26 protein-coding genes are annotated in these 24,857 nt (G+C 34.0%); 14 read left to right on the forward strand and 12 right to left on the reverse strand.

All coding sequences use genetic code 11. The features are described from left to right. Window positions 1-12: 12 nt before the first annotated feature. From TTHT_RS02780 to TTHT_RS02830, 11 genes are all read left to right on the forward strand, one after another. Window positions 13-837: a methylenetetrahydrofolate reductase gene (locus tag TTHT_RS02780; RefSeq protein WP_236578205.1), complete on the forward strand. Its 825-nt coding sequence runs from the start codon at window positions 13-15 to the stop codon at window positions 835-837. Window positions 838-939: 102 nt separating this feature from the next. Next, window positions 940-1,257, forward strand: coding sequence for a hypothetical protein (locus TTHT_RS02785; RefSeq protein ID WP_201328517.1), 318 nt, complete (start codon window positions 940-942; stop codon window positions 1,255-1,257). A gap of 44 nt (window positions 1,258-1,301) precedes the next feature. After that, the gene (locus TTHT_RS02790) at window positions 1,302-2,744 is read left to right on the forward strand and encodes an FAD-dependent thymidylate synthase (protein WP_201328518.1); all 1,443 of its coding nucleotides are present in this window, start codon (window positions 1,302-1,304) and stop codon (window positions 2,742-2,744) included. Further along, window positions 2,741-4,111: an L-seryl-tRNA(Sec) selenium transferase gene (selA, locus tag TTHT_RS02795; protein WP_201328519.1), complete on the forward strand. Its 1,371-nt coding sequence runs from the start codon at window positions 2,741-2,743 to the stop codon at window positions 4,109-4,111. The genes TTHT_RS02790 and selA overlap by 4 nt, the downstream gene beginning before the upstream one ends. Further along, window positions 4,086-4,823, forward strand: a complete 738-nt coding sequence (locus tag TTHT_RS02800; RefSeq protein WP_269089398.1) for a lipopolysaccharide kinase InaA family protein — start codon at window positions 4,086-4,088, stop codon at window positions 4,821-4,823. The genes selA and TTHT_RS02800 overlap by 26 nt, the downstream gene beginning before the upstream one ends. A 40-nt stretch (window positions 4,824-4,863) precedes the next feature. Next, window positions 4,864-6,030, forward strand: coding sequence for a DegT/DnrJ/EryC1/StrS family aminotransferase (locus TTHT_RS02805; RefSeq protein ID WP_201328521.1), 1,167 nt, complete (start codon window positions 4,864-4,866; stop codon window positions 6,028-6,030). A 73-nt stretch (window positions 6,031-6,103) separates the two neighbouring features. After that, window positions 6,104-6,307 (forward strand): 50S ribosomal protein L31, encoded by a 204-nt coding sequence (rpmE, locus tag TTHT_RS02810; RefSeq protein WP_201328522.1) that lies wholly within the window; start codon window positions 6,104-6,106, stop codon window positions 6,305-6,307. 15 nt (window positions 6,308-6,322) lie between these two features. Further along, window positions 6,323-7,393, forward strand: coding sequence for a peptide chain release factor 1 (gene prfA / locus TTHT_RS02815; RefSeq protein WP_201328523.1), 1,071 nt, complete (start codon window positions 6,323-6,325; stop codon window positions 7,391-7,393). Between the two features lie 6 nt (window positions 7,394-7,399). Next, window positions 7,400-8,230, forward strand: a complete 831-nt coding sequence (gene prmC, locus TTHT_RS02820; RefSeq protein ID WP_201328524.1) for a peptide chain release factor N(5)-glutamine methyltransferase — start codon at window positions 7,400-7,402, stop codon at window positions 8,228-8,230. After that, the gene (gene murA / locus TTHT_RS02825; protein WP_201328525.1) at window positions 8,223-9,485 is read left to right on the forward strand and encodes a UDP-N-acetylglucosamine 1-carboxyvinyltransferase; all 1,263 of its coding nucleotides are present in this window, start codon (window positions 8,223-8,225) and stop codon (window positions 9,483-9,485) included. The genes prmC and murA overlap by 8 nt, the downstream gene beginning before the upstream one ends. Window positions 9,486-9,526: 41 nt before the next feature. Beyond that, entirely contained in the window at window positions 9,527-11,134 is a 1,608-nt protein-coding gene (locus TTHT_RS02830; RefSeq protein WP_201328526.1) for an HD domain-containing phosphohydrolase, read from the forward strand. A 26-nt stretch (window positions 11,135-11,160) separates the two neighbouring features. Here TTHT_RS02830 and TTHT_RS02835 read toward each other — a convergent pair whose 3' ends face one another. After that, complete coding sequence (locus TTHT_RS02835; RefSeq protein ID WP_201328527.1) at window positions 11,161-11,757, reverse strand: GNAT family N-acetyltransferase; 597 nt, start codon at window positions 11,755-11,757, stop codon at window positions 11,161-11,163. A gap of 334 nt (window positions 11,758-12,091) precedes the next feature. Here TTHT_RS02835 and pyrR point away from each other — a divergent pair, with 334 nt between their 5' ends. The 3 genes from pyrR to TTHT_RS02850 are packed head-to-tail and all read left to right on the forward strand — an operon-like array spanning window position 12,092 to window position 14,851. Beyond that, the gene (gene pyrR / locus TTHT_RS02840) at window positions 12,092-12,631 is read left to right on the forward strand and encodes a bifunctional pyr operon transcriptional regulator/uracil phosphoribosyltransferase PyrR (protein WP_201328528.1); all 540 of its coding nucleotides are present in this window, start codon (window positions 12,092-12,094) and stop codon (window positions 12,629-12,631) included. A gap of 8 nt (window positions 12,632-12,639) precedes the next feature. Beyond that, the gene (locus TTHT_RS02845; protein WP_201328529.1) at window positions 12,640-13,581 is read left to right on the forward strand and encodes an aspartate carbamoyltransferase catalytic subunit; all 942 of its coding nucleotides are present in this window, start codon (window positions 12,640-12,642) and stop codon (window positions 13,579-13,581) included. Further along, window positions 13,565-14,851, forward strand: a complete 1,287-nt coding sequence (locus TTHT_RS02850) for a dihydroorotase (protein WP_201328530.1) — start codon at window positions 13,565-13,567, stop codon at window positions 14,849-14,851. The genes TTHT_RS02845 and TTHT_RS02850 overlap by 17 nt, the downstream gene beginning before the upstream one ends. Before the next feature lie 134 nt (window positions 14,852-14,985). Here the strand turns inward: TTHT_RS02850 and TTHT_RS02855 are convergent, their stop codons facing one another. The 11 genes from TTHT_RS02855 to nusB all read right to left on the reverse strand — a co-directional run bounded on the left by TTHT_RS02855 (window position 14,986) and on the right by nusB (window position 24,800). After that, window positions 14,986-16,146 carry an OmpP1/FadL family transporter gene (locus TTHT_RS02855; protein WP_201328531.1) on the reverse strand — a complete coding sequence of 387 codons (1,161 nt, stop codon included), beginning with the start codon at window positions 16,144-16,146 and terminating at the stop codon, window positions 14,986-14,988. Between the two features lie 125 nt (window positions 16,147-16,271). Then, entirely contained in the window at window positions 16,272-16,820 is a 549-nt protein-coding gene (locus TTHT_RS02860; RefSeq protein ID WP_201328532.1) for a BMC domain-containing protein, read from the reverse strand. A 1-nt stretch (window position 16,821) separates the two neighbouring features. Then, window positions 16,822-18,129, reverse strand: a complete 1,308-nt coding sequence (locus tag TTHT_RS02865) for a 4Fe-4S dicluster domain-containing protein (RefSeq protein WP_201328533.1) — start codon at window positions 18,127-18,129, stop codon at window positions 16,822-16,824. Next, complete coding sequence (locus TTHT_RS02870; RefSeq protein ID WP_201328534.1) at window positions 18,126-18,407, reverse strand: EutN/CcmL family microcompartment protein; 282 nt, start codon at window positions 18,405-18,407, stop codon at window positions 18,126-18,128. The genes TTHT_RS02865 and TTHT_RS02870 overlap by 4 nt, the downstream gene beginning before the upstream one ends. 63 nt (window positions 18,408-18,470) lie before the next feature. Next, on the reverse strand, window positions 18,471-19,556 hold the full coding sequence (locus tag TTHT_RS02875; RefSeq protein WP_201328535.1) for a thermonuclease family protein: 1,086 nt from the start codon (window positions 19,554-19,556) through the stop codon (window positions 18,471-18,473). Then, window positions 19,528-20,550, reverse strand: a complete 1,023-nt coding sequence (gene cheB, locus TTHT_RS02880) for a chemotaxis-specific protein-glutamate methyltransferase CheB (protein WP_201328536.1) — start codon at window positions 20,548-20,550, stop codon at window positions 19,528-19,530. The genes TTHT_RS02875 and cheB overlap by 29 nt, the downstream gene beginning before the upstream one ends. Continuing rightward, window positions 20,535-21,332 carry a CheR family methyltransferase gene (locus tag TTHT_RS02885; protein WP_201328537.1) on the reverse strand — a complete coding sequence of 266 codons (798 nt, stop codon included), beginning with the start codon at window positions 21,330-21,332 and terminating at the stop codon, window positions 20,535-20,537. Before TTHT_RS02885 ends, cheB begins: the two co-directional genes overlap by 16 nt. Beyond that, window positions 21,301-21,726 carry a chemotaxis protein CheW gene (locus TTHT_RS02890; protein ID WP_201328538.1) on the reverse strand — a complete coding sequence of 142 codons (426 nt, stop codon included), beginning with the start codon at window positions 21,724-21,726 and terminating at the stop codon, window positions 21,301-21,303. Before TTHT_RS02890 ends, TTHT_RS02885 begins: the two co-directional genes overlap by 32 nt. Then, a complete protein-coding gene (locus tag TTHT_RS02895; protein WP_201328539.1) occupies window positions 21,689-23,656 on the reverse strand; it encodes a chemotaxis protein CheA in 1,968 nt (655 codons plus the stop codon). Before TTHT_RS02895 ends, TTHT_RS02890 begins: the two co-directional genes overlap by 38 nt. After that, a complete protein-coding gene (locus TTHT_RS02900) occupies window positions 23,656-24,393 on the reverse strand; it encodes a transglutaminase-like domain-containing protein (protein ID WP_201328540.1) in 738 nt (245 codons plus the stop codon). Before TTHT_RS02900 ends, TTHT_RS02895 begins: the two co-directional genes overlap by 1 nt. Then, the gene (gene nusB / locus TTHT_RS02905; RefSeq protein ID WP_201328541.1) at window positions 24,390-24,800 is read right to left on the reverse strand and encodes a transcription antitermination factor NusB; all 411 of its coding nucleotides are present in this window, start codon (window positions 24,798-24,800) and stop codon (window positions 24,390-24,392) included. The genes TTHT_RS02900 and nusB overlap by 4 nt, the downstream gene beginning before the upstream one ends. Window positions 24,801-24,857: the final 57 nt, after the last annotated feature.

Below are 24,857 nucleotides of genomic sequence, written 5' to 3' on the forward strand. Positions count from 1 at the left end.
AAAGAATTTGTTATAAGTGTTGAGGCAAATCCACCTAAAAGCCCATCACCTGAAAGGCAATTAAAGAAAATTAAGCATTTAAAAGAGTTAGGTGTTGATGCAGTAAACATTGCAGAAAACCCGCTTGCAAGGGTTAGAATGAGCGCAATGGTCTATTCCTTTTACATAAAAACTATTTTAGGCCTTGAACCTATTTTGCATGTAACATGCAGAGATAGAAATTTAATAGGCTTGCAGTCAGACCTTTTAGGCGCCTATGCTTTGGGGGTGAGGGGAATACTTGCTTTAACTGGAGACCCAACATCTGTTGGTGAATTTCCCGAAGCAACCGGTGTTTTTGATATTAATTCTGTTGGTATTGTTGAGATGGTCTCAAGAATGAACAAAGGCTTTGATTTTGGAATGAATGAGATTAAGGGAAGAACAAATTTGTTCCCGGGAGTAGCTTTCAATCCCCTTGCATATGATAGAGATAAAGAGTTGAAAAAACTTGAGCAAAAAATTGAGGCAGGGGCAAAATTTCTTCAAACCCAGCCTGTTTATTCAGAAGATGTGCTTGAATACCTTGCAGAAATCAGGGAAAAATTTTCTATCCCCATTTTAGTTGGAATACTGCCTTTAAAAAGCTATGCACATGCAAGGTTTTTAAATAATGAATTTCCAGGGATTAATATTCCTCAGGATATACTAAAATCCCTTGAAAATTCAGGGAAAAACTTTGAAAAAGGGATTGAGATAGCGAGAGAAATTTTAATAAAAGCAAAGCAATATGTTGACGGTGCTTACTTTATGCCACCATTTAACAGATTTGACATAATTGAAGAGATTTTAAAATAAAAGGGAAAAATAAAATTTAAAAAACAATCTGTAAACTCTTTTAAGTTGATAAAAATAAATTCTTAAATTAAAATAAATCAAACGATTTAGCTGGAGGAAGTTATGAAAAAAGAGCCTTCTGCAATGAGGGGTATGCTCTGGATGATACTGATTTCCATTCTCCTTTTCTGGCTACCATTTTTTGGCCCATTAATAGCTGGATTTGTGGGAGGAAAGAAAGCTGGCTCGGTAGGTTCAGCTATTTTAGCTGTATTTTTGCCAGCGATTTTAATAGGGATTTTTCTTTTCTTTTTTGGAACTGTGTTAAGCGGTATCCCTGGTTTAGGATTTGTGGCAGGGTTAGGGGGATTTATGCTTGCTTTAACAGGTATTGGCCCTTTGCTAATAGGGGCTATTATAGGAGGAGCATTGGCCGAATAGTTGGGTTTGTTGAATAAAAAGATGTGAAAGGATATAATTGAACCATGAAAGTAATACTTGCTGGATACAATGTTGATATTGATTTAATTGAGAGTGCCAAAAAAAGCAGGAAAATTGCACCAGAACAGTTAACTCCTGAAACTATTTCTGCCGCTTATGCAAGGATTAGCAGAAGTTCAAAGGATGTGAATCTATTAAGGAAAGAAGCAAGGGAAGATGTTGAGAAGGCGCGAAAATCAAATGAAAATATTGTTTTTGGCCTTGGTCATTCTTCAGTAGCAGAGCATGCGTGCTTTAACTTTGATATTATAGGTATTTCAAGGTATGCAACAGAATTTTTGGAAAATTTCAGGCTTGCCTCCTATACTGAAAAATCCCAGAGGTATGTAAAGATAGGAGATGAGAAGATTGTTCCTAAAGAATTTTCTAAATCTCCCTTTAATGAGTTATTTACTTCAATCGTGAATATGCAGTATGATTTTTACAACAAAGCATATCAGGCAATTGAAACAGTGTTAATTGAAGAAGGGTACGACAGAAAAGAAGCCTTTTTAATGGCAAAAGAGGATGCAAGGTATGCTCTTCCCCTTGCTACAAAGGGACAGCTTGGTATGACTGTTAATGGAAGAGAGCTTGAATATATTATTCAAAGGCTACAGGCTGAGAGAGTTGAAGAAGTGAAGGAATTAGGAAAAAAACTTTATGAAGAGGCATACTATATAGCACCCTCTTTAATAAAATACACCGAGCCAGAGGAGTATCACAAACTTTATCCAGAATTAAAGAAAAAGGTGGTATCTCTTGTTAGTGAGAAAAATTTTCCAATAATTTTTGCCAAAACTGATGTTTATATGGTGGATAACACTCCTAACCCTGACGAGGAGATTTTAACATCAATACTTTTTTCTCACTACAATGTAAGTTACCAAACTGCCAAAACAGTTGTCTCTCTTCTTTCATTTGACGAAAAAAAAAGTTTATTCCTTGAAATTTACAGGAATTTAAAGCCGTATCACAGTTTATTGCGTGAGTTTGAAAGGGCAAGTTTTACCTTTCAAATTACCCTTTCTGCAAGTGCCTTTGCTCAGTTAAAAAGGCATAGAATAGCAACAATTTTAAAACAAAATTACTCACCATCTCACGGTGTTACAATCCCTGAAACATTTGAAAAAGCAAACCTTGTTAAAGAGTTTGAGAATTTAATTGCTAAAACAAATGAAATATTCTACAGGTTTATGGACATAAACGATGCTGCATGCTATTACATTCTTACAAATGCTCATAAGAGAAGAGTTTTATTTACAGTTAACGCAAGAGAACTTTATCACTTTGTAAGGCTTAGAGAAGACAAACATGCCCAATGGGATATAAGGAGTCTGGCAGAGCAAATTTTAATTCATGTAAAACAGGTGGCGCCTTTAACCTTTATGTTAGCCTGCGGGAAAGATAAATTTGATAAAGTTTACAGAGAGGTATTTGGTTCATGAAAGAGTTGTTTAAACAAATCCCCTCTGTTGATCAAATACTCTCAAAAAAAGAAATAAAAGATTTAATAGATAAATTTGGATACCCCCTTGTAAAAGATTCTGTCAGGAAATCTATTGAAAAGGTAAGGGATGAAATTAAATCGGGGAAATTGAAAGAGAAAATTCCGGAAATGGTTTTTGAATTAATTCCCCTAAAAGTTGAGGAGGTAATTAAGCCTTCCTTAAAAAAGGTTATTAACGGTACTGGGATAATTATCCATACAAATTTAGGTAGGGCAGTTTTACCTGAAAGTGTTGCAGATTATATTAAATCTCTTTCAACCTGTTATTCCAACCTTGAATATGATATAGAAAAGGGCAAAAGAGGGCATAGGGACTCCCATGCAGAAAGGCTATTATCAACCTTCTTTAATGTGGAAGCTGCAACAGTTGTAAATAACAACGCAGCAGCGGTTATGCTTATTATTAACACCTTTGCAGAAGGAAAAGAGGTTGTTGTTTCAAGGGGAGAGTTAATTGAAATAGGCGGTTCTTTTAGAATACCTGAGATTATGAAAAAGGCAGGGGCAAAGCTTGTTGAAGTTGGCACCACAAACAAAACCCACCTTGAGGATTACGCAAATGCAATTAACGAAAACACAGGACTTGTTTTAAAAGTGCACCCGTCAAATTACAGGATTACAGGATTTACAAAAAGTGTGCCTGCAAAGGATATTGCAAAATTATGTAAGCAAAAAGGGGTTGTTTTTGCTGAAGACATGGGAAGCGGGAATATTTACGATTTAAGTGAATTAGGGATAAATGATGAACCAACTGTTAAGGAGAGTGTGAATGCAGGAATTGATCTTATATCCTTTTCAGGGGATAAATTGTTAGGCTGTGTTCAGGCTGGAATTATTATAGGTAAAAAAGAATACATTGGAAGAATTAGAAAAAACCACCTTTTAAGGGCTTTAAGGGTGGATAAAATAACCTATGCAGCAATAGAAAAACATATGGAATTGCTTTTGAGAGAAAAATACCATGAAATCCCTGTTTACAATATGATTTTTAAGCAAGCGGAAGCAATAAGGAAAGAGATTGAGGAGTTTATTTCAGGTTTTAAATTAGAGAATAGTGAACTTGAAATTGTTGAGACAAGTTCAAAAATAGGCGGTGGCACAACCCCTGAGCGTGAGATAGGGAGCTTTGCTTTAACCTTTAATTTAAACAAATCTCCTGAGGAGATTGAGCAGTATTTTAGAAGCAGAGAAATTCCTGTAATAGGAAGAATAAAGGGTGAGAGGTTTTTAATAGATTTCAGGACAATTCTAAAAAAAGATATTCCAATTTTAAAAAATTATGTCAGTCAATTACTATCACATTAAATGCAAAAATATAACATTGGCGGTAAATCCCAAAGTAAAAATTAATTGCGGAGATTTAAGGTTTATCTTCTCGTCTTTAAAAGATTCCCCTTTAAAAGGGCGAAAAAATTTAAAAGAGTTTTCTTTTTTAATGAAAAACTATGTATTAAGGGAATACCATCACGGTGGGATTCTGAGAAATGTCTTAAAAAATAAATACTGGAGTAAAAACCCCAGAGCTTTTAGAGAAATACTTATCCTTTTAAAACTAAACGAAAAGGGAATAAATGTCCCTGAACCATTGTTTGCTGGAAAAACGCAGGACTTTTTTTATACCCAGTTTATTGCCACAGAGAAGATTGAAAACGCAAGGGATTTGTCAGAGGTTGATTTGAATAACAAGGTTGTGGAAGGTGTATTTAAAAGTATGGAAAAGTTGTTTGATACAGGGCTTTATCACCCTGATATGAATATAAAAAATATTCTTTTAAAAGAGGGTGAAGTTTACTTTATAGATTTTGACAAAGCCTTTTTCTATGCTAAAAGTTTGCCAGAGGAGAAAAGGTATAAAATTTACAAAAGGCTTTTTCGATCTTTTCATAAAATGGGTAAATTACAGTTTTTCCTTGAATATAAATTTGAAAATACCCCGCCTTATATACAAAAAGCATTTAAAGATTACCTTAAAGTTTCTTCTATACGCTCATTTTTATGGATTTTTAATAAAAAATAGAGTAAAGTTTTATCTGGAGATTTTATAAAAGGAGTAAACTATGCAAGTACCTTTACTTGACCTGAAAATTCAGTATAGAGCGCTTAAAGAAGAAATTGAACCTAAGTTGAGAGAAATCTATGAAAAACAGTATTTTATTTTAGGGCCAGACGTCCAGTCTTTTGAAGAAAAGATGGCTGAATACTGTGGGACAAAATACGCCATAGGGTGTGCATCAGGTTCAGACGCCCTTGTGCTTGCTTTAATGGCCTGCGATGTTAAACAGAATGATGAGGTTTTAACAACCCCCTATACATTTTTTGCAACAGCAGGGGCAATTGCAAGGATATGTGCAATACCTGTTTTCATTGATATTAATCCTGACGATTTTAATTTAAACCCTCAACTTCTTGAAAAATTCCTTGAAGAAAATGCTGAAAAGAAAGATGGAGAGGTTTACAACAAAAAAACTGGAAGAAAAATTAAAGCAATACTGCCAGTTCACCTTTACGGACAGACAGCAGATATGAAGGCTATTCTTGCAATTGCAGAAAAGTGGGGGCTTCCTGTTATTGAAGACTCTGCCCAGTCAATTGGTTCTATTGACGGAAATTTGAATAAAAAAGCGGGGAATATGGGGAAGATAGGCTGCTTTTCATTCTTTCCTTCAAAGAATTTAGGTGCTTTTGGAGACGGTGGGGCTTTAACCACAAACGATGAAAATGTGGCAAAAAGGCTTAAATCTTTAAGGGTTCACGGTGAATCAAAGAGGTACTATCACGATGAGGTAGGCTTTAATTCAAGGCTTGACGCCATTCAGGCTGCAGTGCTTGAAATTAAATTGAAGTACCTTGAAGAATGGCATAGGGGTAGGCAGAAAAACGCCGATTTTTACAATAAAGCGTTTAATGAAGCAAATTGCGATGGGATTTTAGCCACACCTCAGGTTTTAAGAAACAATAGACACATTTTTAATCAGTATATTTTAAGGGTAAAGGACAGGGATAAACTTGTTGATTATTTAAGGGAGAACAATGTAGGCTGTGCTATTTATTACCCAGTACCTTTACATTTGCAGAAATGCTTTGAATACTTAGGATATAAAGAAGGTGATTTACCTGAGGCTGAAAAAGCGGCAAAAGAAACCATAGCATTGCCGATTTACCCTGAGTTAACTGAAGAGCAAAAACAGTATGTTGTAGATACAATTTTGAGGTTTTATTCGTAAAAAAATATTTTGCAGTTTTGAGATATTAAAGTATAATCTATAACCTGATGGGAAAATACTTGAGGAGGATATAATGAAAAAAGGAATTCACCCTGAATACTACGAAGCAGAAATAATTTGCGCTTGCGGAAACAGGTTTAAAGCTGGTTCAACCAAAAAAGAAATCAGAGTTGAAATCTGTTCAGCCTGCCATCCTTTCTTCACAGGTAAGGAAAAGCTTGTTGATACCGCAGGTAGAGTAGAAAAATTTAAAAGAAAATATCAGAATAAAAAGTAATTTTCTAACTAAAGTATGTTTGACAAATTAGAAGGTATTGAAAAAGAGTTTGAGGAGATTACTGCAAAATTAAGCGACCCTGAGCTTATTAAAGATAGGGATGCGTTTACAAAGTTATCTAAGCATCACTCTGAACTTGAGCCTATTGTAAATGAATATAAAAAGTATAAAAGTTATAAACAGGGGCTTGAAGACGCCAAATCCCTTCTTAAAGAAACCGGGGATAAGGAATTAAAGCAATTAGCCGAAGAAGAGATTGAGGAATACAGAGAGAAGATTAAAGAAAGTGAAGAAAGGCTAAAATTGCTACTGCTCCCAAAAGACCCCAATGATGAGAAAAATGTTATTCTGGAGATTAGGGCAGGCACAGGGGGAGAAGAAGCCGCCTTGTTTGCAGCAGAGATTTTCAGGATGTATTCAAGGTATGCTGAAAGAAAAAGGTGGAAATTAGAGGTTATGGAGATACATCAGACAGGAGTAGGAGGAATTAAAGAAGTTGTTGCAATGATTGAAGGTAAAGGTGCATATTCAAGGCTTAAATACGAAAGCGGAGTGCACAGGGTACAAAGGGTGCCTCAAACAGAATCTGGAGGCAGAATTCATACTTCCGCTATAACAGTAGCAATACTTCCTGAAATTGACGATGTGGAAATTCACATAGACGAAAAAGATTTAAGGATTGATACCTTCAGAGCAAGTGGTGCTGGCGGCCAGCATGTAAACACAACAGATTCAGCAATAAGGATTACTCACATTCCAACAGGGCTTGTTGTAACCTGCCATGATGAAAGGTCTCAATTGAAAAACAAAGAGAAGGCTATGAAGGTGTTGAGATCAAGGCTTTATGAAATGGAGAAAGAGAAACAGTTGAAAGAGGTGGCGGAAGATAGAAAAAACCAGGTTGGAAGTGGAGACAGAAGTGAAAAAATAAGAACTTACAACTATCCGCAAAGCAGGGTAACTGACCATAGAATAGGAAAGACAATATACCAGCTTCAGCAATTTCTTGACGGTGATATTGATGAAATGGTTGATGCTTTAATTGCTCATTATCAGGCTGAGGCTTTAAAATCACTTCAAAACTAAAATTTGATGAAAAGAAAGTTTCTAAAATATATTGATTCTTTGAAAAAAAAGGGGATAAAAGAGCCTCTTTTGGAGATTCAAAGGTTTATTTCGGAAAAATTCTCAATTCCTCTTGTTGATGTTATAACTGGAGATTTTGAATTTACGCCGGAAATTGCTAAAGAATTAGAAACCTTTGTTAAAAAAAGGGCAGATGGTATTCCTTACGCATATATTTTAGGCTTTACACATTTTTGGGGAAGAAAATTTTTTGTCTCACCTGATGTTTTAATTCCAAGGCCTGAAACAGAGGTTATTGTTGACTTTGTATTAAAAAAGTTTGGAAATGGGTTTAAAGGGAAAATTCTTGACTGCTGCACTGGAAGTGGAAATATTGCTATTTCTTTAGCTTTAGAAATGCCAGAAGCTGTTGTTTTTGCTTCAGATATATCAATAAAGGCATTAAATATTGCAAGAAAAAATGCTGAAAATCTAAATGCAAATATTTCATTAATTAATTGTGATAAATTGAATTGTTTAAAAGCACATTCAATAGACATAATTCTGGCTAATCCACCCTATATTGGATTAAGTGAAAAATATTCCCTTGAAAGAGAGGTTTTGAATGAACCTCACATTGCCCTTTTTGGCGGGGATAAAGGATATGAGTTTTTGGAGGAGTTTTTAAATAAGGCTGTTTTAATTGTAAAGGAAAAAGGTATAATAGTTTTTGAGATAGGGTATAATCAAAGAAAAGAAGTTGAATCCCTTACAAGAGAGATATTCAAAAAATCAGATATTTATTTTTTGAAGGATTTAAATGGCCATTTCAGAGTTGGAGTTATAGAGAATGCTTGAAAAGTTTGTTATTAAAGGCGGGAAAAGCCTGAAGGGGAAGGTTAGAATTTCAGGGGCAAAAAATTCAGCATTGCCTTTGCTTGCTGCATCTATTCTGTCAGAGAATGGCTTAACCCTTGAAAATGTGCCTGATGTTGCCGATGTAAGAACAATGCTTAAAGCATTGGAGCTTTTAGGGGTAAAGTATAACTTTAAAAAAGAAAATGGCATAATAGATATTGATTCTTCAAATGTTAAGCCTTGTGAAATTCCATACGACATTATAAGAAGGATGAGGGCTTCCGTTCTATTGATGGGCCCTTTACTTGCGAGGTTTAAAAAGGCTTATGTGTACACTCCGGGGGGTTGCGCCATAGGGGCAAGGCCAATAGATTTGCATATTGAGGCTTTTAAAAAATTAGGAGCAGATTATAAGGTTAAAGAAGGCTATTCAATTCTTAAAGCTAAAAAGTTAAAGGGCAATTTTATTTATTTTGATAAAGTTACTGTAACAGGTACTGAAAATGTAATTATGGCTTCTGTTTTTGCTGCTGGAGAAACGATAATTGAAAATGCTGCTATTGAGCCAGAGGTTGTTGATTTGTGTAACTGCCTTCTAAAAATGGGTGCAAAGATTGAAGGAATTGGAACAAAAAGTTTAAGAATAAAAGGGGTTGAAAGCCTTAAAAAAATTAATCATACAGTTATTCCGGATAGAATTGAAGCAGGGACTTTTGTTATTGCAGCAGCAGTAACAAAGGGAAGGGTTGAAATTGAAAGTGTTATTCCTTCCCATCTTGACACATTTTTATCAAAGGTAAAAGATGCAGGGGTTAATGTTGAAGTTAAAGAAGATTCACTTATTGTTGATGGGGGTTCAACAATTAATCCTGTAGATATTGAAACATCTCCTTACCCTGGATTTCCAACTGATTTGCAGGCACAGTTTATGGTTTTAATGCTAAAAGCAAAGGGGGTTTCCCACATAAAAGAAAATATATTTGAAAACAGGTTTCAGCATGTTCAGGAATTGGTAAGGCTTGGAGCAGATATAAAACTTGATGGGAATACTGCCATAGTTAAGGGGGGAAAACCTTTAACTGGAGCAGATGTTATGGCTACAGATTTAAGAGCAAGCGCTTCACTGGTTCTTGCCGGGCTATTTGCGAAAGGTGTAACAAGGGTGCATAGAATATACCACCTTGATAGAGGATATGAAAAATTTGAGGAAAAATTAATAAAATTAGGTGCATCAATAAAAAGGGAGAAGGATTAAAAAAACTTGATTTTTTTTAATTTAAAATTAGGTTATAGTATATGAAAAAGATTAAACTTGGAAAATCGAAGAATATTAAAACCCTCTCCAAGAGGGATTTTGAACTGTATTCGCAAAAATCTCCTTTTCTAATTGATTCTATTTTTAAAGAGGTATACAGAGATTTAAAGAAAGGATTTTTTAATAGAGAGGTTTTTAGAAGGTATCTCGGTAATTTCTATCTTGCTGGAGATTTTTTATCATCAATTATACTTGCGAGAAGAATTGCCACAGAATTGTTTGAGAGTTTATCTGAAGAAGATTTATCAATTGTTTATTCTGCTCTTGCCCTGCTTTTTTCTTTTTCTGGTGATACTGAAATATCTATGCGTTATATTTCTTTAATTTCCGATTTAAAAAAAACAGATAAAGATATTGCTTACAGGTGGTTTAGCATTGCCTCAATGTTAAACGATTATGATAATGGAAACTATTTATCTTCATATTTAAATGGAAAGAGGATAATTACAGCTATTTCAGGCCTTGATTCTTCTCATGGAGTTTTTACGTTTCAACCTAAATTTCACCTTTTGGGGATTTTAACAAGGGTTACAAATCGCTCGGCGCAAAAACTTGCTCAAAATGAAAAAGTTGGCTCTGAAAAGAGAAAAAGATATTTTGACACTATGTTAGAAATACTTAAAGAGATAAAAAAAATGGATAGTAAGCCATTTGATTTTTTTTATTACTGTGAATTAGCAAACTTACACTCATCAATGCATAGTTTCCCTAAAGCAGAAAAAGCATTGAATAGTGCATTTGATTTAATAAAAGCAAGCAAAAAGGCTTTTAATAAATATAGCTATATCTACTACCTTACTAAAGCCAATTACTTTACTCAAAAAGGTGATTTTTCAGAAGCCTATAAACAGATTAAACTTGCCTATCGTGCTTCTTTCAATGTTTCTGATGTTTACGATGAATTAGATGTAATCAACATATTTTTAGAAACTGCAAGACAGTTTTCCATATCAGACCCTTCTTTAAGGCAGCAAACAAGCGAATTTTATATGCAGGGTAATTCTCTTTTAAAACAATTTGTAAATTTTCTTGAAGAAAAAGATTGGTATACAGGGAAAAACCACTCTGCAAAGGTTGCAGGGTTGAGCCATTTAATTGCAAAAAAGCTGGTTACAGTTTTCCCGTATATGAAGAATTTTATTGATATTCAATCAGTTTACCTTGCTGGGTATGTACACGATATAGGAAAGGTTAAAATTCCCTGGCTTTTAATAAATAAAATAACCAAACTTGAGGAATTTGAGGTTGACTATCTAATGAAACATGTTGTTTTTGGGAGAGATATTCTTGAAGACTTAAACTTTTATTCAATAGCGAGAATTATCTATCAACACCATGAGAGTCCTGATGGAGCAGGTTATCCAGAGGGGATAAAAAATGTTTCTGTTGAGGCAAACATAATATCATTGGCGGATTCTTTTGAGGCAATGACAACATCAAATAGAAAATACAAAAAACCAAAATCCCTTGAAACTGCAAAAGAAGAGATAATATCACTTGCGGGAAGTAAATACTATCCTGAAATTATTGAATCCTTTAAAATGATTAGTTCTGAAGAATTAAAAACTTTTTTAAGCAGGTTGAAATAAGAGATAACCATGCTGTAGTTTTCGTATTAACCGCCTTTAAACTCTTCGTCCCATACCATGTTTTCAAATTTGTCAATTAAACTTTCAAGGTCTGCTACCATAATAATTAAATTGTGTTTTTTGCCCTTGGTGTCAACAATGTAATTTGGAAGGGTTGCAGTCTTTTTGAATCCTAATTCTTCAAGAATATGGATTGCAGCTTTTTGCTCTTCCATTACCTCTGCTTCCACAAGGTCAAGGTTTCTCATTTCTTGAGCTTTAAAGAAAATCTGTTGAGCAAGATACTTTGATAGCCCTAAGTTTCTGTAATTAGGATCAACTATAATTCTTAATTTCCCGATATGAGATTTCCATCCAAAATTTGTCCAGTAAAGGGTTGATGAACCTACTATTTTTTTGTCTTTATTCCAGGCAACAATTGATACTCTGTTGCCTTTTTCAATTGCTTTTACCCTTTCTTCAACAAATCCGATATTTGTGACATCATACTTTAAATATAATTTGTCATCATCGGTTAACCTGTTAAGAAAATCAAAATACTCTTTGTATTGATCACTTTTCAGCAAATCAATAGTTAATTCCTCGCCGTTAGGCAATTTGTGCTTATGAGGATAACTAAACATTCCACCTCCTCTTATATTTTTACAGCATGGTTATCTCTATTTAAAATATACAAAATAAAAAAGATTTTGTCAAACAAAATTAAGTTAAGGCAAAGATATGGAGAAGAGGTTTTTGTTATCTGCTTAATTCTTAGAAAGATTAACAGGTTAAATTAAAATTAAAAAATATTTGATTTATATTTTTAATGAAGGTAAAATAAATTGACTCTTTAAACCGGTACAGCGATGCCGGTAAGAGGTGAGGGATGATGATAGAAATTACAATCAGGTTACAATTTAATAATCTATAAATGAGAGGCTGGGTATTCAGCCTCTTTTTTTGTAAGGGGGAAGTATGTCTAAAGAAAAGGTCATTATGGATGAAAAACTTATGGAAAGAACAATTAAGAGAATGACCCATGAGATTTTAGAGGCAACCAAGGGAACAGACGATTTGTTGTTAATTGGGATCAGGACAAGGGGAGATCACATAGCAAAGAGAATAGCACGGTACATCAAAGAGTTTGAAGGAGTTGAGGTACCTGTGGGGCTTCTTGACATCACACTTTACAGGGATGATTTAATTACAAATGTTACAAATGCTTACCTTAAAGAAACGGAAATTCCCTTTCCTGTTACAGATAAAAAGGTTGTTCTAATTGACGATGTTCTTTACACAGGAAGGACTGTTAGGGCTGCAATAGAGGGAATACTTGATTTTGGTAGGCCAAGGTATATAAAACTTGCAGTTTTGGTTGATAGGGGACATAGAGAGTTGCCAATAAGGGCTGATATTGTTGGGAAAAACATTCCCACTTCAAAAGATGAAATGGTTCAGGTATATGTTGCCGAAGAAGACGGTAAAGATATGGTTGTTTTAAAGAAAAAAAATTGAGGTGAAATATGAAAAATTTTAAACACAGACACTTACTTGGGATAGAGCCTCTTTCAAAAGAGGATATCACTCAAATCCTTGATACAGCCAAAATTTTCAAGGGTATATGTAAAGGAACAAATAAAAAGTTTCCTGCTTTAAAGGGGAAATTAATACTTAACCTTTTTATGGAGAATTCAACAAGGACAAGGTCTTCCTTTGAGATTGCTGAAAAGAGATTGGGGGCTGATACTTTAAATTTTTCTGCTTCAGCAAGTTCTCTTTCAAAGGGGGAGTCTTTTTATGACACAATTAAAACTCTTGAATCTATGGAGCCTCACATAGTGGTTATAAGGCATTCTTCTCCCGGTTCTTCAAAATTTCTTGCTAACAACCTTAACGCTTCCGTTGTCAACGCAGGGGATGGCGCCCATGAGCATCCAACTCAGGCTCTACTTGATGCATATACAATTAGGGAAGCCTTGGGTACCCTTGAAGGGTTAAATATTGTTATTGCAGGGGATATAAAGCATTCAAGGGTAGTGCGCTCAAATATCTGGCTTTTGAAAAAAATGGGGAATAATGTTACTTTATCCGGTCCTCCCACACTTATACCTCCAGGAATTGAAAAATTAGGGGTAAATGTTGAATACAATTTTGATAATGCAATAAAGGATGCAGATGTTGTAATGATGTTGAGAATTCAAAGAGAGAGAATGGTTGAGAGCTTTTTCCCCTCATTGCAGGAATTTAATATGCTGTATGGGTTAACAAAAAAGAGAATGGAAAATCTTAAAAATGGTGCAATAGTTATGCATCCCGGTCCAATTAACAGGGGGGTTGAAATAAACTCAGAGGTTGCAGATTCTAAACGCTCTGTAATTTTAGAGCAGGTTAGCAATGGTATTTATGTAAGAATGGCTGTTTTATTTTTGCTTGCAGGAGGAAGAATAAATGAAATATCTAATTAAAAACGGACAGGTTTTAGACCCGTCAATAGGTTTAAATAAAAATCTTGATATTTTAATTGAAGATGGAATGATTACTGAGATTTCAGAATCAATAGAAGAAAGTAAAGCGGATAAAATTTATGATGTTAAGGGATGCATTGTTGCTCCAGGTTTTGTTGATTTGCATGCACACTTGAGAGAGCCGGGAGGGGAGAGGGCAGAGACGATTGAAACAGGGGCTATGTCGGCAATGAATGGGGGATTTACCCATGTTTGTGCTATGCCCAATACCTCTCCCTGTATGGACAATGCTGCCATTATAACCCTTGTTCTTGATAAAGCAAGGGATGCCGGGTATGCCGAAGTGCTTCCTGTTGGCGCAGTAAGTAAGAAAAGAGAGGGAAAAGAACTTGCGTCAATAGGTGAAATGGTTCAAAAGGGTATAGTTGCAATCTCAGATGACGGGTTGCCTGTTGCTACAAGTGATTTAGTTAAAAAAGCACTTGAATACTGTATTCCGTTTAATATCCCTCTAATGGAGCATGCAGAAGATTTAACTTTAACTAAAAAAGCGGTAATGAATGAAGGGTTTTACTCAACAAAATTAGGGCTTAAAGGAATACCTTCTATTGCTGAAGATATAATTGTTGCAAGGGATATTATTGTTAACTCTTATGTAAAAGGATGGTTGCATATTCAGCACCTTTCAACTGAATTTAGCCTCAACCTTGTCAGGGAAGCTAAATCAAGGGGTGAGAGGGTAACCTGTGAGGTAACACCGCACCACCTATATTTAAACGACTCTTACCTTGAATCCTTTGACACCAATTACATTATGAAACCACCTTTAAGGAGTGAGAAAGACAGACTTGCACTTATTGAGGGGATAAAAGACGGCACTATTGATGCAATTGCAACAGACCATGCTCCTCACCCTAACGAACATAAAAATTGTGAAATAGACATTGCTGCTTTTGGGATTATTGGTTTTGAAACTGCAATTCCAGTAATTATTGACCTTTTATACCATAAACATGGTATTCCAATGGAGAGGATTATTGAATTAATGTCAATAAATCCCGCAAAAATAGTAAAACTTGAAGAGGGCAGAATTATGGAAGGTAAGAAAGCTGATTTAACTGTTTTAAATCCCGATAAAGAGGTAACTATAAACCCTGACTATTTTAAATCAAAGGCAAGGAATACGCCATTTAAAGGGTTGAGGTTAAAAGGCTCTCCAGTATTAACAGTTTTTGGAAATAGATTTATGGAGTGCAGGGTAGGTGATTAAAGAATAAAAAAGAGGGGGCTTTAAGCCCCCTTTTTTATTGTGAAAGTGGGAGGGGATATGGTCTTAAAAATGCCATTTAAGACCAAATGCAAACGAATACTGTTTATTTGATGCCTCAACTTCTGCAAAATTATTTACAGAAACAGCTTTAATAGTCTTTTTAGGAGATAGACAAAACCAAAATCTATACCGAAAGTCTTATTAAATTTATGGCTAATTCCCATTGAATAATGGTCTTCTGTAATTGCTGGAAATCCTAATAGGTTGAACCACGCAACCTGAAAATCTGAAAAAGTTGCACTTAATTCAGAAACCTTATGCTCAGGAGTCATTAAATCAAGGTTATCTGCATTTCTAATGGGGGATTTAGCATAATTGTACCCAAATTTTAAAGTTGTTTGTTTTGAAATTGTATATTCAATACCAAGGCAATAAACAGTCTGGTCTTTCCACAAAAACTGTCCGTAGCCGTCTGTGTTTTCCCAGCCTATTTCCCTTACATCAAACATAAACCTCCATGCATTAAGTCTATATCCAAAACCTATTGCCAATTCGTCAGGCTGTTCAAGCTTCATTTTTTCAAATATACCGTCATGATTTGTGTCAAGCACTCTATCATAGTTCATAGGAATGGATGTCTGGTATAAAATCCCAAATGTAAAGTTGTTTTTTTGATAAGCAAGGCCGAATTGTCCACCTGCTCCGAATGCTTGTGAGACACCGCCTCCTGCTTCAAAGGCATCTCCTGTATGAAAATCCTGCAAAAATGTTCCAATATCAAGTGAACCCCAGGCTAAATCAAGAGCAAAGCCAAGGCTTAAGTTTTCATTTACTTTGTATGAGAGTGCTGCAATTGTTCTCATAAACTGAAAGTTTGTGTTCATATTTGAGAGTCTCGGGTCTCTATTTCTGTAATCGACTCCCATACCGGAAACACCGAATGCTCCTAAACCAAAAGTAAATTTTTCATTTATCTGATATGTGATTCCTATTTCTGGAACCATAAAGGTATCAGCCTGGCTTTTAATAAACCCAGAATCGCCATGCTGCATATCAGAATATCTACCTCTTACTTCAGGGAAAAACAATACTGCGCCAAAACTCATATTAAAGCCTTTATAATTCCCTAAAAAGGCTGGATTTCTAAAAATCTCATCAGTTGCTCCAACCGGGGCACCAACACCTGCTCCACCTAACGCACTTGAAGACGGAGTAACTCCAATCATGTTATCTCCGTTTGTCGCAAATACCGTAATTGCTGTAATCAGCATCAGTAAAACTACGAGTTTTTTCATCAACTTCCTCCTGCATTTCAACTCGCTGAATAGTTTATAATATTATTCACAAAATATAAAGATTTTTTTCACATTTTCTTAAAATATTTTTTGTTGGATTTTAAAGTTGTTAACAGGAAATTTTTTTAGAGTATTTCAATTTTTAAATCAGGGTGCGGTGATGGGATTATAGTTGTGGAAACAAGCATTGCTTTGTCTTTTACGGCATCAACTCCGCTTTTAACTGATGCTTCAACATCCGCAACTGTACCTGTGAAAACTGTGAAAGCTTTTCCGCCTAACCCCATCGCCATTCTTATTTCAATTAGCTCTATTGATGCGGTTTTTACCGCTGCGTCAGCAGCATAGATAGATGAAACAACTGAAAATGTTTCAATTACCCCTAACGCTTCTACATTTGATACTGTTTTTGTAGAGTATAGTGCGGGAAAAACATCAGGGTGAACATTTGGTATAACAAGACTATCAACTACATATCTATCCCCTTCTTCGATCCCGTTTGCAATTGCTGCTTCAACCTCTGCAACTTCCCCGTTAACAAATACTATGTATTTTCCGGGACATATTGTCTGTGATGTTACAAGTTTCACTTTTGCAGTTTTTAAAACTCTATCACAAACCTGGAATCCTCTTGCTATACTGTTTAACTCAATCATTCCTATTGCACTATTCATATCAACTTCCTATTATAACAAAGTTATTGTTTACTTTTTTAACTATTCCATTAACGGGAGAATGAACCGGTACACATAGTGATTTTTCTTCACACTTTGAAATTGGTTCTCCCTTTGATACCTTATCTCCTTCTTCTACAACTGGAATTGACGGTGCCCCAATGTGTTGTGTTAAGGGAATTATGTAGTCTCCACTGTATTCAAATTCTCCAATAAATTCAGGCTCTATATCAAGGTGAAGAATTGAAAGCCTTGCCATTAGCCTTTTTGTGGGAATCTTTTTAGCTTCATTAAAGGGGTCTGCTCTATGCTCTTTTGGTGGAATGTCGTAATCTTTAAGTTTCTGGCGAAAGTGTGCATAAACTCTTTTTGGGGATAAACCAAAGGGGCAGGCAAACATTGAGCATACTCCGCATTGACAGCAAAGATAAGCAGCCTGGGCAATGTGTGAGGTTGAATCAAGTCCGTAGTTTAAAGTTCTCATAATCATGTGTGGTTCAATATCGTGTCCTAAATTGTGCCTTGGACAAAGCACTGTACACTCTGTACACTGGCAACAAGCCGCTTTTGAAAACCTTGTCACTGAATCAAATGATGCAGTTTTCTCTCTTACGGCTGGATTGTTTTTATTTAAAAACACAAGAGCACCTGTTGTTTTTGTTAAGACATCTTCAGGTGTTTTTACCTTTCCCATCATAACACCGCCTTCAATTAAAACAGTGTCTTCTTTTGGTTTTGCGTGTTCAATTAATGCTTTGAAAGGAGTTCCTACATTGACTATAGCCACAAATGGATTTTCAACCTCTCCAACCACTGACACATACCTCTGATAAACAGGTACATTGTTTTCAACAGCATTGGCAATTTGAGCAAGTGTAAGGGCATTGTTTACTACAACTCCTACATCAATAGGAATCCCCTTTTGAGGCACAATTCTTCCTGTAACATCGTAAACAAGGGATTGCTCATCCCCTGCCGGGTAGTAGTCCCCTAATTGAAATAGTTTGATATTATCAGCCTTTTGCCTTTTTATCTCTTCTTCTATTAGTGGAAATAGCTTGCTTCTTTTCTTTTTTATTGCAAAGAAACCATTTTTAGCACCTGTGGTTTCCATTGCGATCTTTAAACCTTTTATTATGTCTGTAATCTGATTTTTAATTACATAGTAGTCTGTGTAGAGCAATGGTTCGCATTCTGCTGCATTGCAAATATAGGTGTCAGGTTTTGAGTTTAGTTTTACATAGGTGGGGAATCCTGCTCCGCCTGCTCCCACAATTCCTGCATTTTTAACTTTATCTATAACGCTCATTTTATTTCCTTTCCATCTATAACAAAACTATCAACAATGCCTATTATGGCTGAATCAACAGGGCAGTCTTTCATTCCCTCTGCCATTCTTGCTGAACTTCCCTGAACAACCAAAACATACTCTTTATAGCCTGCGCTAACTGTGTCAACGGCAACAAGGTAATCCTTTTTTTCTTTAAGATTTTCGTCCACTGGAATTACAACAAGAAGTTTTTTTCCGTAAAGTTTTGGGTCTTTTCTTGTGGCAACAACAGTTCCGCTAACCTTTCCTATAAACATTCAAATCTCCATCAGTTTTTCAGTGTTATTATAACAGGAAAAAGAATTTTTTTAAGGATTTCGTTACTCCACGATCCCTGGATTTGGGGTGTCTGCTTTAAATAATTCTTTGTCTGGACTGTCTGATGTTTGAATTCCTGTTTCAATTTTTCTGAAATTTACCCTTTGTAGGCTTTTGCCTCCATTTCTAAGCCCGTCATACCAATCTAAACTAAATGTAAGCACCTCTTCAATGTGTCTGTCGGGAGTTGCAAGGTAAAATATTCTTTGCTGAATAGGGGTTGGATTATTTGTGAACCAGAAATTATCTTGGCTTTGTAAATATTTGGCACTCTGTGGAACAGAAGGAAAAAGGCTTCTAAAGGTAGCTTCATCAACTGTACTGATTACACAAACCTCTCCAGGGTTTAAAATAAAATCATTTGAGGTTAATTTAGAGTAATGAGTGCTTTTGTCAAACATAAAAAGCCAGTTTTTGAGATTAACCTGGTCTTTCCCGAAGTTTTTTATCTCTATAAATTCCTTGCCAGTATCTGTTTCATTGCCAGGTGGGTCGGGGTAAACCTCGGTAATTACAATCCTGTTTTTATGGTAATCAGACCACATATTTACTCTTCTTATTCTTGCAGAGGCTTCTGCTTTAGTCCATTCTTCAAACTTTAGAATAGGGTTGGCATTATAAAAGTACCTTTTGGCAAGCCCCTCCCTTAAAAGCTCAATGTTTAAAATCCTTCCGTTATAAACAACAACACCAAGTAATCTTCCATAAGAGTCTCTTGAATAGTAATCATCTTTTGCATAGTAAACTTTTACTGTTTTTCCATTTACTATGTTATAAATGTAATTAGTTGCATCTATGGAATATGGTTCAGGGTCTTCAATATAGTTGTCATTATCATAATACCCTTTTTCTGGTGTATTTATTCCAAGAAATCTTATTTTTTCTGGCGTTCCGTTATCGTCTCTTTCTATTTTAATTGTATCTCCATCGATAACATTTATCACTTTTCCTGTAATGTAAACAGCCTGGTCAAGGTTCAGGTACTTTTCAAGGGTATTTTGTTTTTGAATAATTTCGGTTTTTGCATTAAAGGTAATAAACGCTAAAATTAAGAATAAACTAATCTTTTTCAATTGAAATTTCAACAATTTTCTCTCCTATTTTATCTATTGGTAATTGGTAATTGTGAAGGTTGTTTGAGGCAATTTCTTTTGGCATGCCATACACTACACAGGTTTCTGGGGATTCTATAATCAATGTTCCCCTCTCGGATTTTAGTTTTTTTGCCCCTTCTAATCCGTCCTTTCCCATCCCGGTAAGTATTATACCTAAAAGTGATTCCCTGTAATAGGTGGCAGCAGTTTGAATTGTAATATCAATTGATGGTGTGTATAAATCGCTTGATTTTGATGGCATAAGTTCAATTTTTTTCCCTGATACAAGTAAATGGGATTCTCCCGGGCAAATGTATATATTATTTTCCTGGATTTTATCATAATGCCTTGCTTCACTAACCTGATAGTGCTGAACCAGGTTGTTTAGACGATTAGCAAATAATGGTGTGAAATTTTTGGGCATGTGCTGGCAAATAATAATTGGAATTGATATTTTTCCATCAATGTCTTTTAAAATTCTTTGGATTGCAGTGGGGCCACCTGTTGATGCTCCAATTACAATTAGTTTGAATTTATATTTCTTTTCTTTTTCAGGTATTATTTTGTAACTTTCAAGATTTTTGTGGTTGATCTCTAATAATCTTGGTTTTGAGTTTTTGAGTATTTTTAGTTTTTCAATAAATTTTTCTTTAAAATTTGAAGTTATATAACTTTTTTCTTTTCCTAAAAAGTCAATTGCTCCTAATTCAAGAGCTTTTATTATGTTTTCATTTGTGTTAAGTGATGAGAATATTAAAACAGGAATTGGGTGGTTTTTCATTAACCATTTTAAAAAGGTGAATCCTCCCATTCTTGGCATTTCAAGGTCTAATACGCATGCATCAGGTTTATGCTTTACAACCTGCTTTATCCCCTCTTCCCCTGTTGATGCGGTTACTGTTTCATTAAATAACCCACTTGAAAGGGCAATTATTTTTATTTCATTCCTTGTTAAATCTGAGTCTTCTACTATTAAGAGTTTTGACATGTTTTTTTCCTGAAAATTAACAAGTTATTTATTTCTTCCCTTTTAAAATATGGGAAACATTTGATTAATGACAGCTCTGATTTTCCTAAAATTAAAACACCACAATTTTTTAAACTCTGATAAATAATGTTTAAAACAACTTTCACTGTATCTTCTTTTAAGTAAATTAAAAAATTACGACATATAATTATATCATATTTGTTGATTTTTCTTAAAGTTAGCAAATTTGAAGTTAAAAACTCAATATTTTCTTTCAAGGGGTGTAAAACTTTAAATCCTTTTTCAGTTTTAAAAAAATATTTTTGTAAGTATTTGTTAGGTAAATTTTTTACAGAATGTTCATTGAAAATTCCTTTTTCTGCCTGGTCTATTGCACTTTCAGAAATATCAATTCCTTCAATCTTTATTGAGTTTAGGTTTTTTTCATTAGCCAGTATTTTAAGGGAATATGCAGTTTCCCCGGTTGCACATGGGGCAACCAGGATTTCTTTAAAGTTCTGTTTTTCTGCTATTTCAATTGCCAGATTTAAGTAATCCTGTTCTCTAAAAAAATAACTTTCCACAGGGATAAAGATATCAATAAATGAATTAAAGCACTCTTTGTCTGTTCTAATTAAATGTTCAACAGCAAAAATATTGTCCGATTTTATCTGGCATTTTTTGAAAAATCTTTCAAGCCTTTTTTTTACCAAATTTCTTTCAGGTTTTATTTTACATCCTGTTATGTCTTCAAAGAGCTGGACATAATCATTAAATGAGAAATAAAATTGTTTTTCCTTCATGAGAGCTTATTTCCTTGCAATCAATTATTGTAATTGGGTTTTCGTTTATATAGAAAATTTCTTTTACAAAAGGGGATTTTATGTTTTTTTCTCTATTTTCAAATTGGTTTGAGTTAAAAATTCCACCTAATTCATCTGCAGGGATTGCTATCATCTCGTTTAGCACAATGAAATAGTTTGGGTTATTGATTTTAATTTCAAAATAATAAAAAGTGTTCAATACAGCAATAATTTCATTTCTATGAACGATAATTTTATTAATGTGCGGTGCTTCTATCGGTAATGGAAAAGATTCTGTGTTCTCAATAATTTCTTTAATAAAGTCGGTATTAATGGCAAAAAATTGATTGCTGATTTTAAAAATTAAAAGTTGTGAATTTGATTCTTGTTTCATATTTTTTCCTTGTTAGTTCAATTAACTGATTAACATCCAGTATAAAGCCTATTTTATTGTCATCATATCTGCAAACCCCGGAAAATATAGGAAATTTTTTAAGTTTCCCTTTGAAAGGCATTATTGTTTTTTCCTGGTAGTCTATAATTTTATCCACAAGTACGCAAATTGTGGTACTTGCAAAGTTTAAAGTTATTATGTTTGAAAGGTTGGAGTATATTGTACTTTTGTTCATTAATTGTGGGAGACTAATTAAAGGAACTGGAGAATTTTCACACTTGTAATAGGTTTTATTGTTTAAATAAATCATTTTTTCTTCATTAAATTCTTCAATATTTATAATTGCAAATTCAGGAATGCAGATTATAAAATCATCCACTGTAGCAAAGAATAGAGGCATAATGGCTGTTGTCAAAGGGAGTTTCAAAATAAAAGTTGTCCCCTTCTCCTTTTCTGTTTTAATAAAAATGTCTCCGCCTATTGAGGTAAGTGTTGCTTTAACAGAATCGAGCCCTATTCCCCTTCCGGAAATTTTTGAGGAGTGCTCTTTGGTTGAAAAGCCAGGTTGAAAGATTAGTTGCAGTAATAATTCTTCAGTAAATTCATGATAAAATTTGTTTAATCCTAATTGTTTTGCCTTTTCTTTAACTTTATCTAAATCTATTCCCTTTCCATCGTCTGTAAACTCTATATAAACAGAATTTTCGCTTTGATATGCATTTATTGTAATCTTTCCATATTCATTTTTCCCTTTTTTTATTCTTTCATCAGGGTATTCAATACCGTGATCTATAGCATTTCTTGCAAGGTGGACAAGGGGGTCAATTAAAATATCAATAATTGGTTTGTCTATTTTTTCATTGGCACCTCTTATTTCAACATTAACCTTTTTATCTAACTGTTCAGCAGTTGTTTTAATTGTATTTTCAATAAGTTGAAACAATGGCCATAGGTTAACCAACCTTAAATTGACTATGTTTTTGTGTAAGTTGCTAATTTTTTTGTTTAAGAGAGAGATATAAAATTCTAATTTTTCAAATTGATATTCTTCTGTAACCTCTTTGGTTTTTTTGATCAGGTTATTTTTTGCACTTTCAAGTTCATCAATGTCTCCTAAAAGACTGTCTATAAGATTTGATTCAATTTTTAAAATGGGGGATATTTTTGTTTTTTCTTTGTTCTCTAAGTTGGCATTTTTTTTAGTTATCTGTTTATATAAAATTTTTAACTTTGCGTTTTTGCCACAATTTTTTTTTATTTCCCTTAAAAGTGTTTCAGAGGAATATACAATATCAAAGTTTATTTTAGTGTTGTTATTCAATAAATCCCCTGGAATTACTGCTATTACCTCGCCATTTTCTTTTAGCTTGGTTGTAATTTCCTCAATTTCTTTTTCAAAGTTTTCAAAGTTTAAGGTAAGTGAACAAAGAATGATATTTCTTCCCTTTTTTATATTAAGATAAACCCTGTTAATTTCGGTGTCGGTAAAACTTTGGATTAAATCTTCAGGAAGTTTTGAAAGATAGAAGTTTAAATCTTCTTTTGTTATTTCCTTCTGTTCTGACAATATTTTTTTGATTTTATTTATTGCCTGTTTTAGTTTTTTTTCACTTATTGTTTTTTTGCTAAGTGCCTGGTTTATCAATGTATGGACATTGAAAATAGTTTCCATAACATTTGAATTAAGGTTTATTTTCCCTTTTTTTATTTCATTAAGCATCTGTTCTGATAGGTGAATAATGTCGCTTAATTTTGCTAAATCAGCCATTAACATTAAGCTTTTCAGGGTGTGAAGTATCCTGTAAAGTTCATTCACTTCATCTATGTACTCTTTTTCTTCCGCAATAATTTCTTCAAGTTCTTTTATAAGTATGTAGAGCTTTTCGTTAAGTTGTGATATTTCTTCAAAAATTTCGTTTCTTTTAGCCATTAATAAAACCTGAATAAATTCGGTAATTTGTAGACAATTGTTTTCTTTTTCAGTATATCAGTAAATCCTTTTTTGGTTAAGTTGTTTTTAATCTTAAATGTTGTTCCTAAAAGTGTTTGTGAATTGCAAATAAGCAGGTATGTAGAAGGTACAAAGTGATGGTACTTTACAGGGTCTGAGAAAGCCCAGCCATACCTGGGGTAATATATTTCAACAATTGCGTGAAGGCTTTTTCCGGAGATTGTTGTTTTTTTTGTGTTTTCAAATTTTATTACATATCTTATCCTTGCAGGGATATTGCATAAGGCAAGTAATTTTACTGTTGTTAATGCCGCTGTATTGCAGTCACCTTTTAATGGTGGATTAATTGTGTTTGAGTACTTGAAATTTTTTGACACAAAGTTTAGGACATTGTCCACACACTGATAGTACCCTTTTGATTTTTGCTTAATTTCATGTGCAAACAAAATTAATTCTTCACTGTTTGATTTGTTTTTTTCAATTAATGTTATTAATCTTCTTTCCTTTATTTCAAAAGGATAGGGGGATGGAATTTTTAAAGGTGCGTAGTTTACTTTAACCTCTATTTTATTTTTATTTTTTATTTTCAAAGTATAGTTTGCATTTGAGTAATTTTTAAGACAGGCAGGGGTCTCAGAGCACAAGTAAATAGTTTTAATTGCAATTTGATTTGAAAAAACATTAATTGTAAAGAGGAAGAGAATTAGAAATCTCATTTTAAGTCTTTATTTATTGCGTCAAGTATTCCGTTAATGAATACTCCGCTTTCACTGTCTCCGTATTTTTTCCCTATCTCAATTGCCTCATTAATTACAATTGGAGGATCTAAGTCTTCAAAAAGCAACTCATATGTTGCAATTCTAAGAATATTCCTGTCTATTGTTGACATTCTGGATAGTTTCCAGTGCTGTGATTTTGATTCAATAGTTTTATCAATAATAGATTTTTTTTCGAGTACTTTTTTAAATAATTTTTCTGCATACTCTTTTGTTTTACTTCCTGCTTTTGCCCTTTCTAAATCTGCATAGAAATTCTTTAAAATATAATCTGGATTTAACCCAGTAACATCGTATGAGTAAAGCATATACAGTGCGTATTCCCTTGCTTTTCTTCTGTTTCCCATAATTTCTCCTTTTTCGCAAAAGATTATATCATATAATTGAAATGGAGATTAAAAAGT

Origin of the sequence: Thermotomaculum hydrothermale, assembly GCF_016592575.1 — a bacterium.
Taxonomy (GTDB): Bacteria; Acidobacteriota; Holophagae; order Thermotomaculales; family Thermotomaculaceae; genus Thermotomaculum; species Thermotomaculum hydrothermale.

Bases quoted from the DNA above. Each gene is read 5' to 3' on its own strand.
- TTHT_RS02830 (WP_201328526.1), top strand. From the start codon at position 9,527: ATGAAAAAGATTAAACTTGGAAAATCGAAGAATATTAAAACCCTCTCC.
- nusB (WP_201328541.1), bottom strand. From the start codon at position 24,800: ATGGGAAACAGAAGAAAAGCAAGGGAATACGCACTGTATATGCTTTAC.
- selA (WP_201328519.1), top strand. From the start codon at position 2,741: ATGAAAGAGTTGTTTAAACAAATCCCCTCTGTTGATCAAATACTCTCA.
- pyrR (WP_201328528.1), top strand. From the start codon at position 12,092: ATGTCTAAAGAAAAGGTCATTATGGATGAAAAACTTATGGAAAGAACA.
- TTHT_RS02855 (WP_201328531.1), bottom strand. From the start codon at position 16,146: ATGAAAAAACTCGTAGTTTTACTGATGCTGATTACAGCAATTACGGTA.
- prfA (WP_201328523.1), top strand. From the start codon at position 6,323: ATGTTTGACAAATTAGAAGGTATTGAAAAAGAGTTTGAGGAGATTACT.
- TTHT_RS02865 (WP_201328533.1), bottom strand. From the start codon at position 18,129: ATGAGCGTTATAGATAAAGTTAAAAATGCAGGAATTGTGGGAGCAGGC.
- TTHT_RS02895 (WP_201328539.1), bottom strand. From the start codon at position 23,656: ATGGCTAAAAGAAACGAAATTTTTGAAGAAATATCACAACTTAACGAA.
- TTHT_RS02785 (WP_201328517.1), top strand. From the start codon at position 940: ATGAAAAAAGAGCCTTCTGCAATGAGGGGTATGCTCTGGATGATACTG.
- TTHT_RS02860 (WP_201328532.1), bottom strand. From the start codon at position 16,820: ATGAATAGTGCAATAGGAATGATTGAGTTAAACAGTATAGCAAGAGGA.
- prmC (WP_201328524.1), top strand. From the start codon at position 7,400: ATGAAAAGAAAGTTTCTAAAATATATTGATTCTTTGAAAAAAAAGGGG.
- TTHT_RS02800 (WP_269089398.1), top strand. From the start codon at position 4,086: ATGTCAGTCAATTACTATCACATTAAATGCAAAAATATAACATTGGCG.
- TTHT_RS02845 (WP_201328529.1), top strand. From the start codon at position 12,640: ATGAAAAATTTTAAACACAGACACTTACTTGGGATAGAGCCTCTTTCA.
- TTHT_RS02850 (WP_201328530.1), top strand. From the start codon at position 13,565: ATGAAATATCTAATTAAAAACGGACAGGTTTTAGACCCGTCAATAGGT.
- TTHT_RS02885 (WP_201328537.1), bottom strand. From the start codon at position 21,332: ATGAAGGAAAAACAATTTTATTTCTCATTTAATGATTATGTCCAGCTC.
- rpmE (WP_201328522.1), top strand. From the start codon at position 6,104: ATGAAAAAAGGAATTCACCCTGAATACTACGAAGCAGAAATAATTTGC.
- murA (WP_201328525.1), top strand. From the start codon at position 8,223: ATGCTTGAAAAGTTTGTTATTAAAGGCGGGAAAAGCCTGAAGGGGAAG.
- TTHT_RS02870 (WP_201328534.1), bottom strand. From the start codon at position 18,407: ATGTTTATAGGAAAGGTTAGCGGAACTGTTGTTGCCACAAGAAAAGAC.
- TTHT_RS02790 (WP_201328518.1), top strand. From the start codon at position 1,302: ATGAAAGTAATACTTGCTGGATACAATGTTGATATTGATTTAATTGAG.
- TTHT_RS02890 (WP_201328538.1), bottom strand. From the start codon at position 21,726: ATGAAACAAGAATCAAATTCACAACTTTTAATTTTTAAAATCAGCAAT.
- TTHT_RS02900 (WP_201328540.1), bottom strand. From the start codon at position 24,393: ATGAGATTTCTAATTCTCTTCCTCTTTACAATTAATGTTTTTTCAAAT.
- TTHT_RS02805 (WP_201328521.1), top strand. From the start codon at position 4,864: ATGCAAGTACCTTTACTTGACCTGAAAATTCAGTATAGAGCGCTTAAA.
- cheB (WP_201328536.1), bottom strand. From the start codon at position 20,550: ATGTCAAAACTCTTAATAGTAGAAGACTCAGATTTAACAAGGAATGAA.
- TTHT_RS02835 (WP_201328527.1), bottom strand. From the start codon at position 11,757: ATGTTTAGTTATCCTCATAAGCACAAATTGCCTAACGGCGAGGAATTA.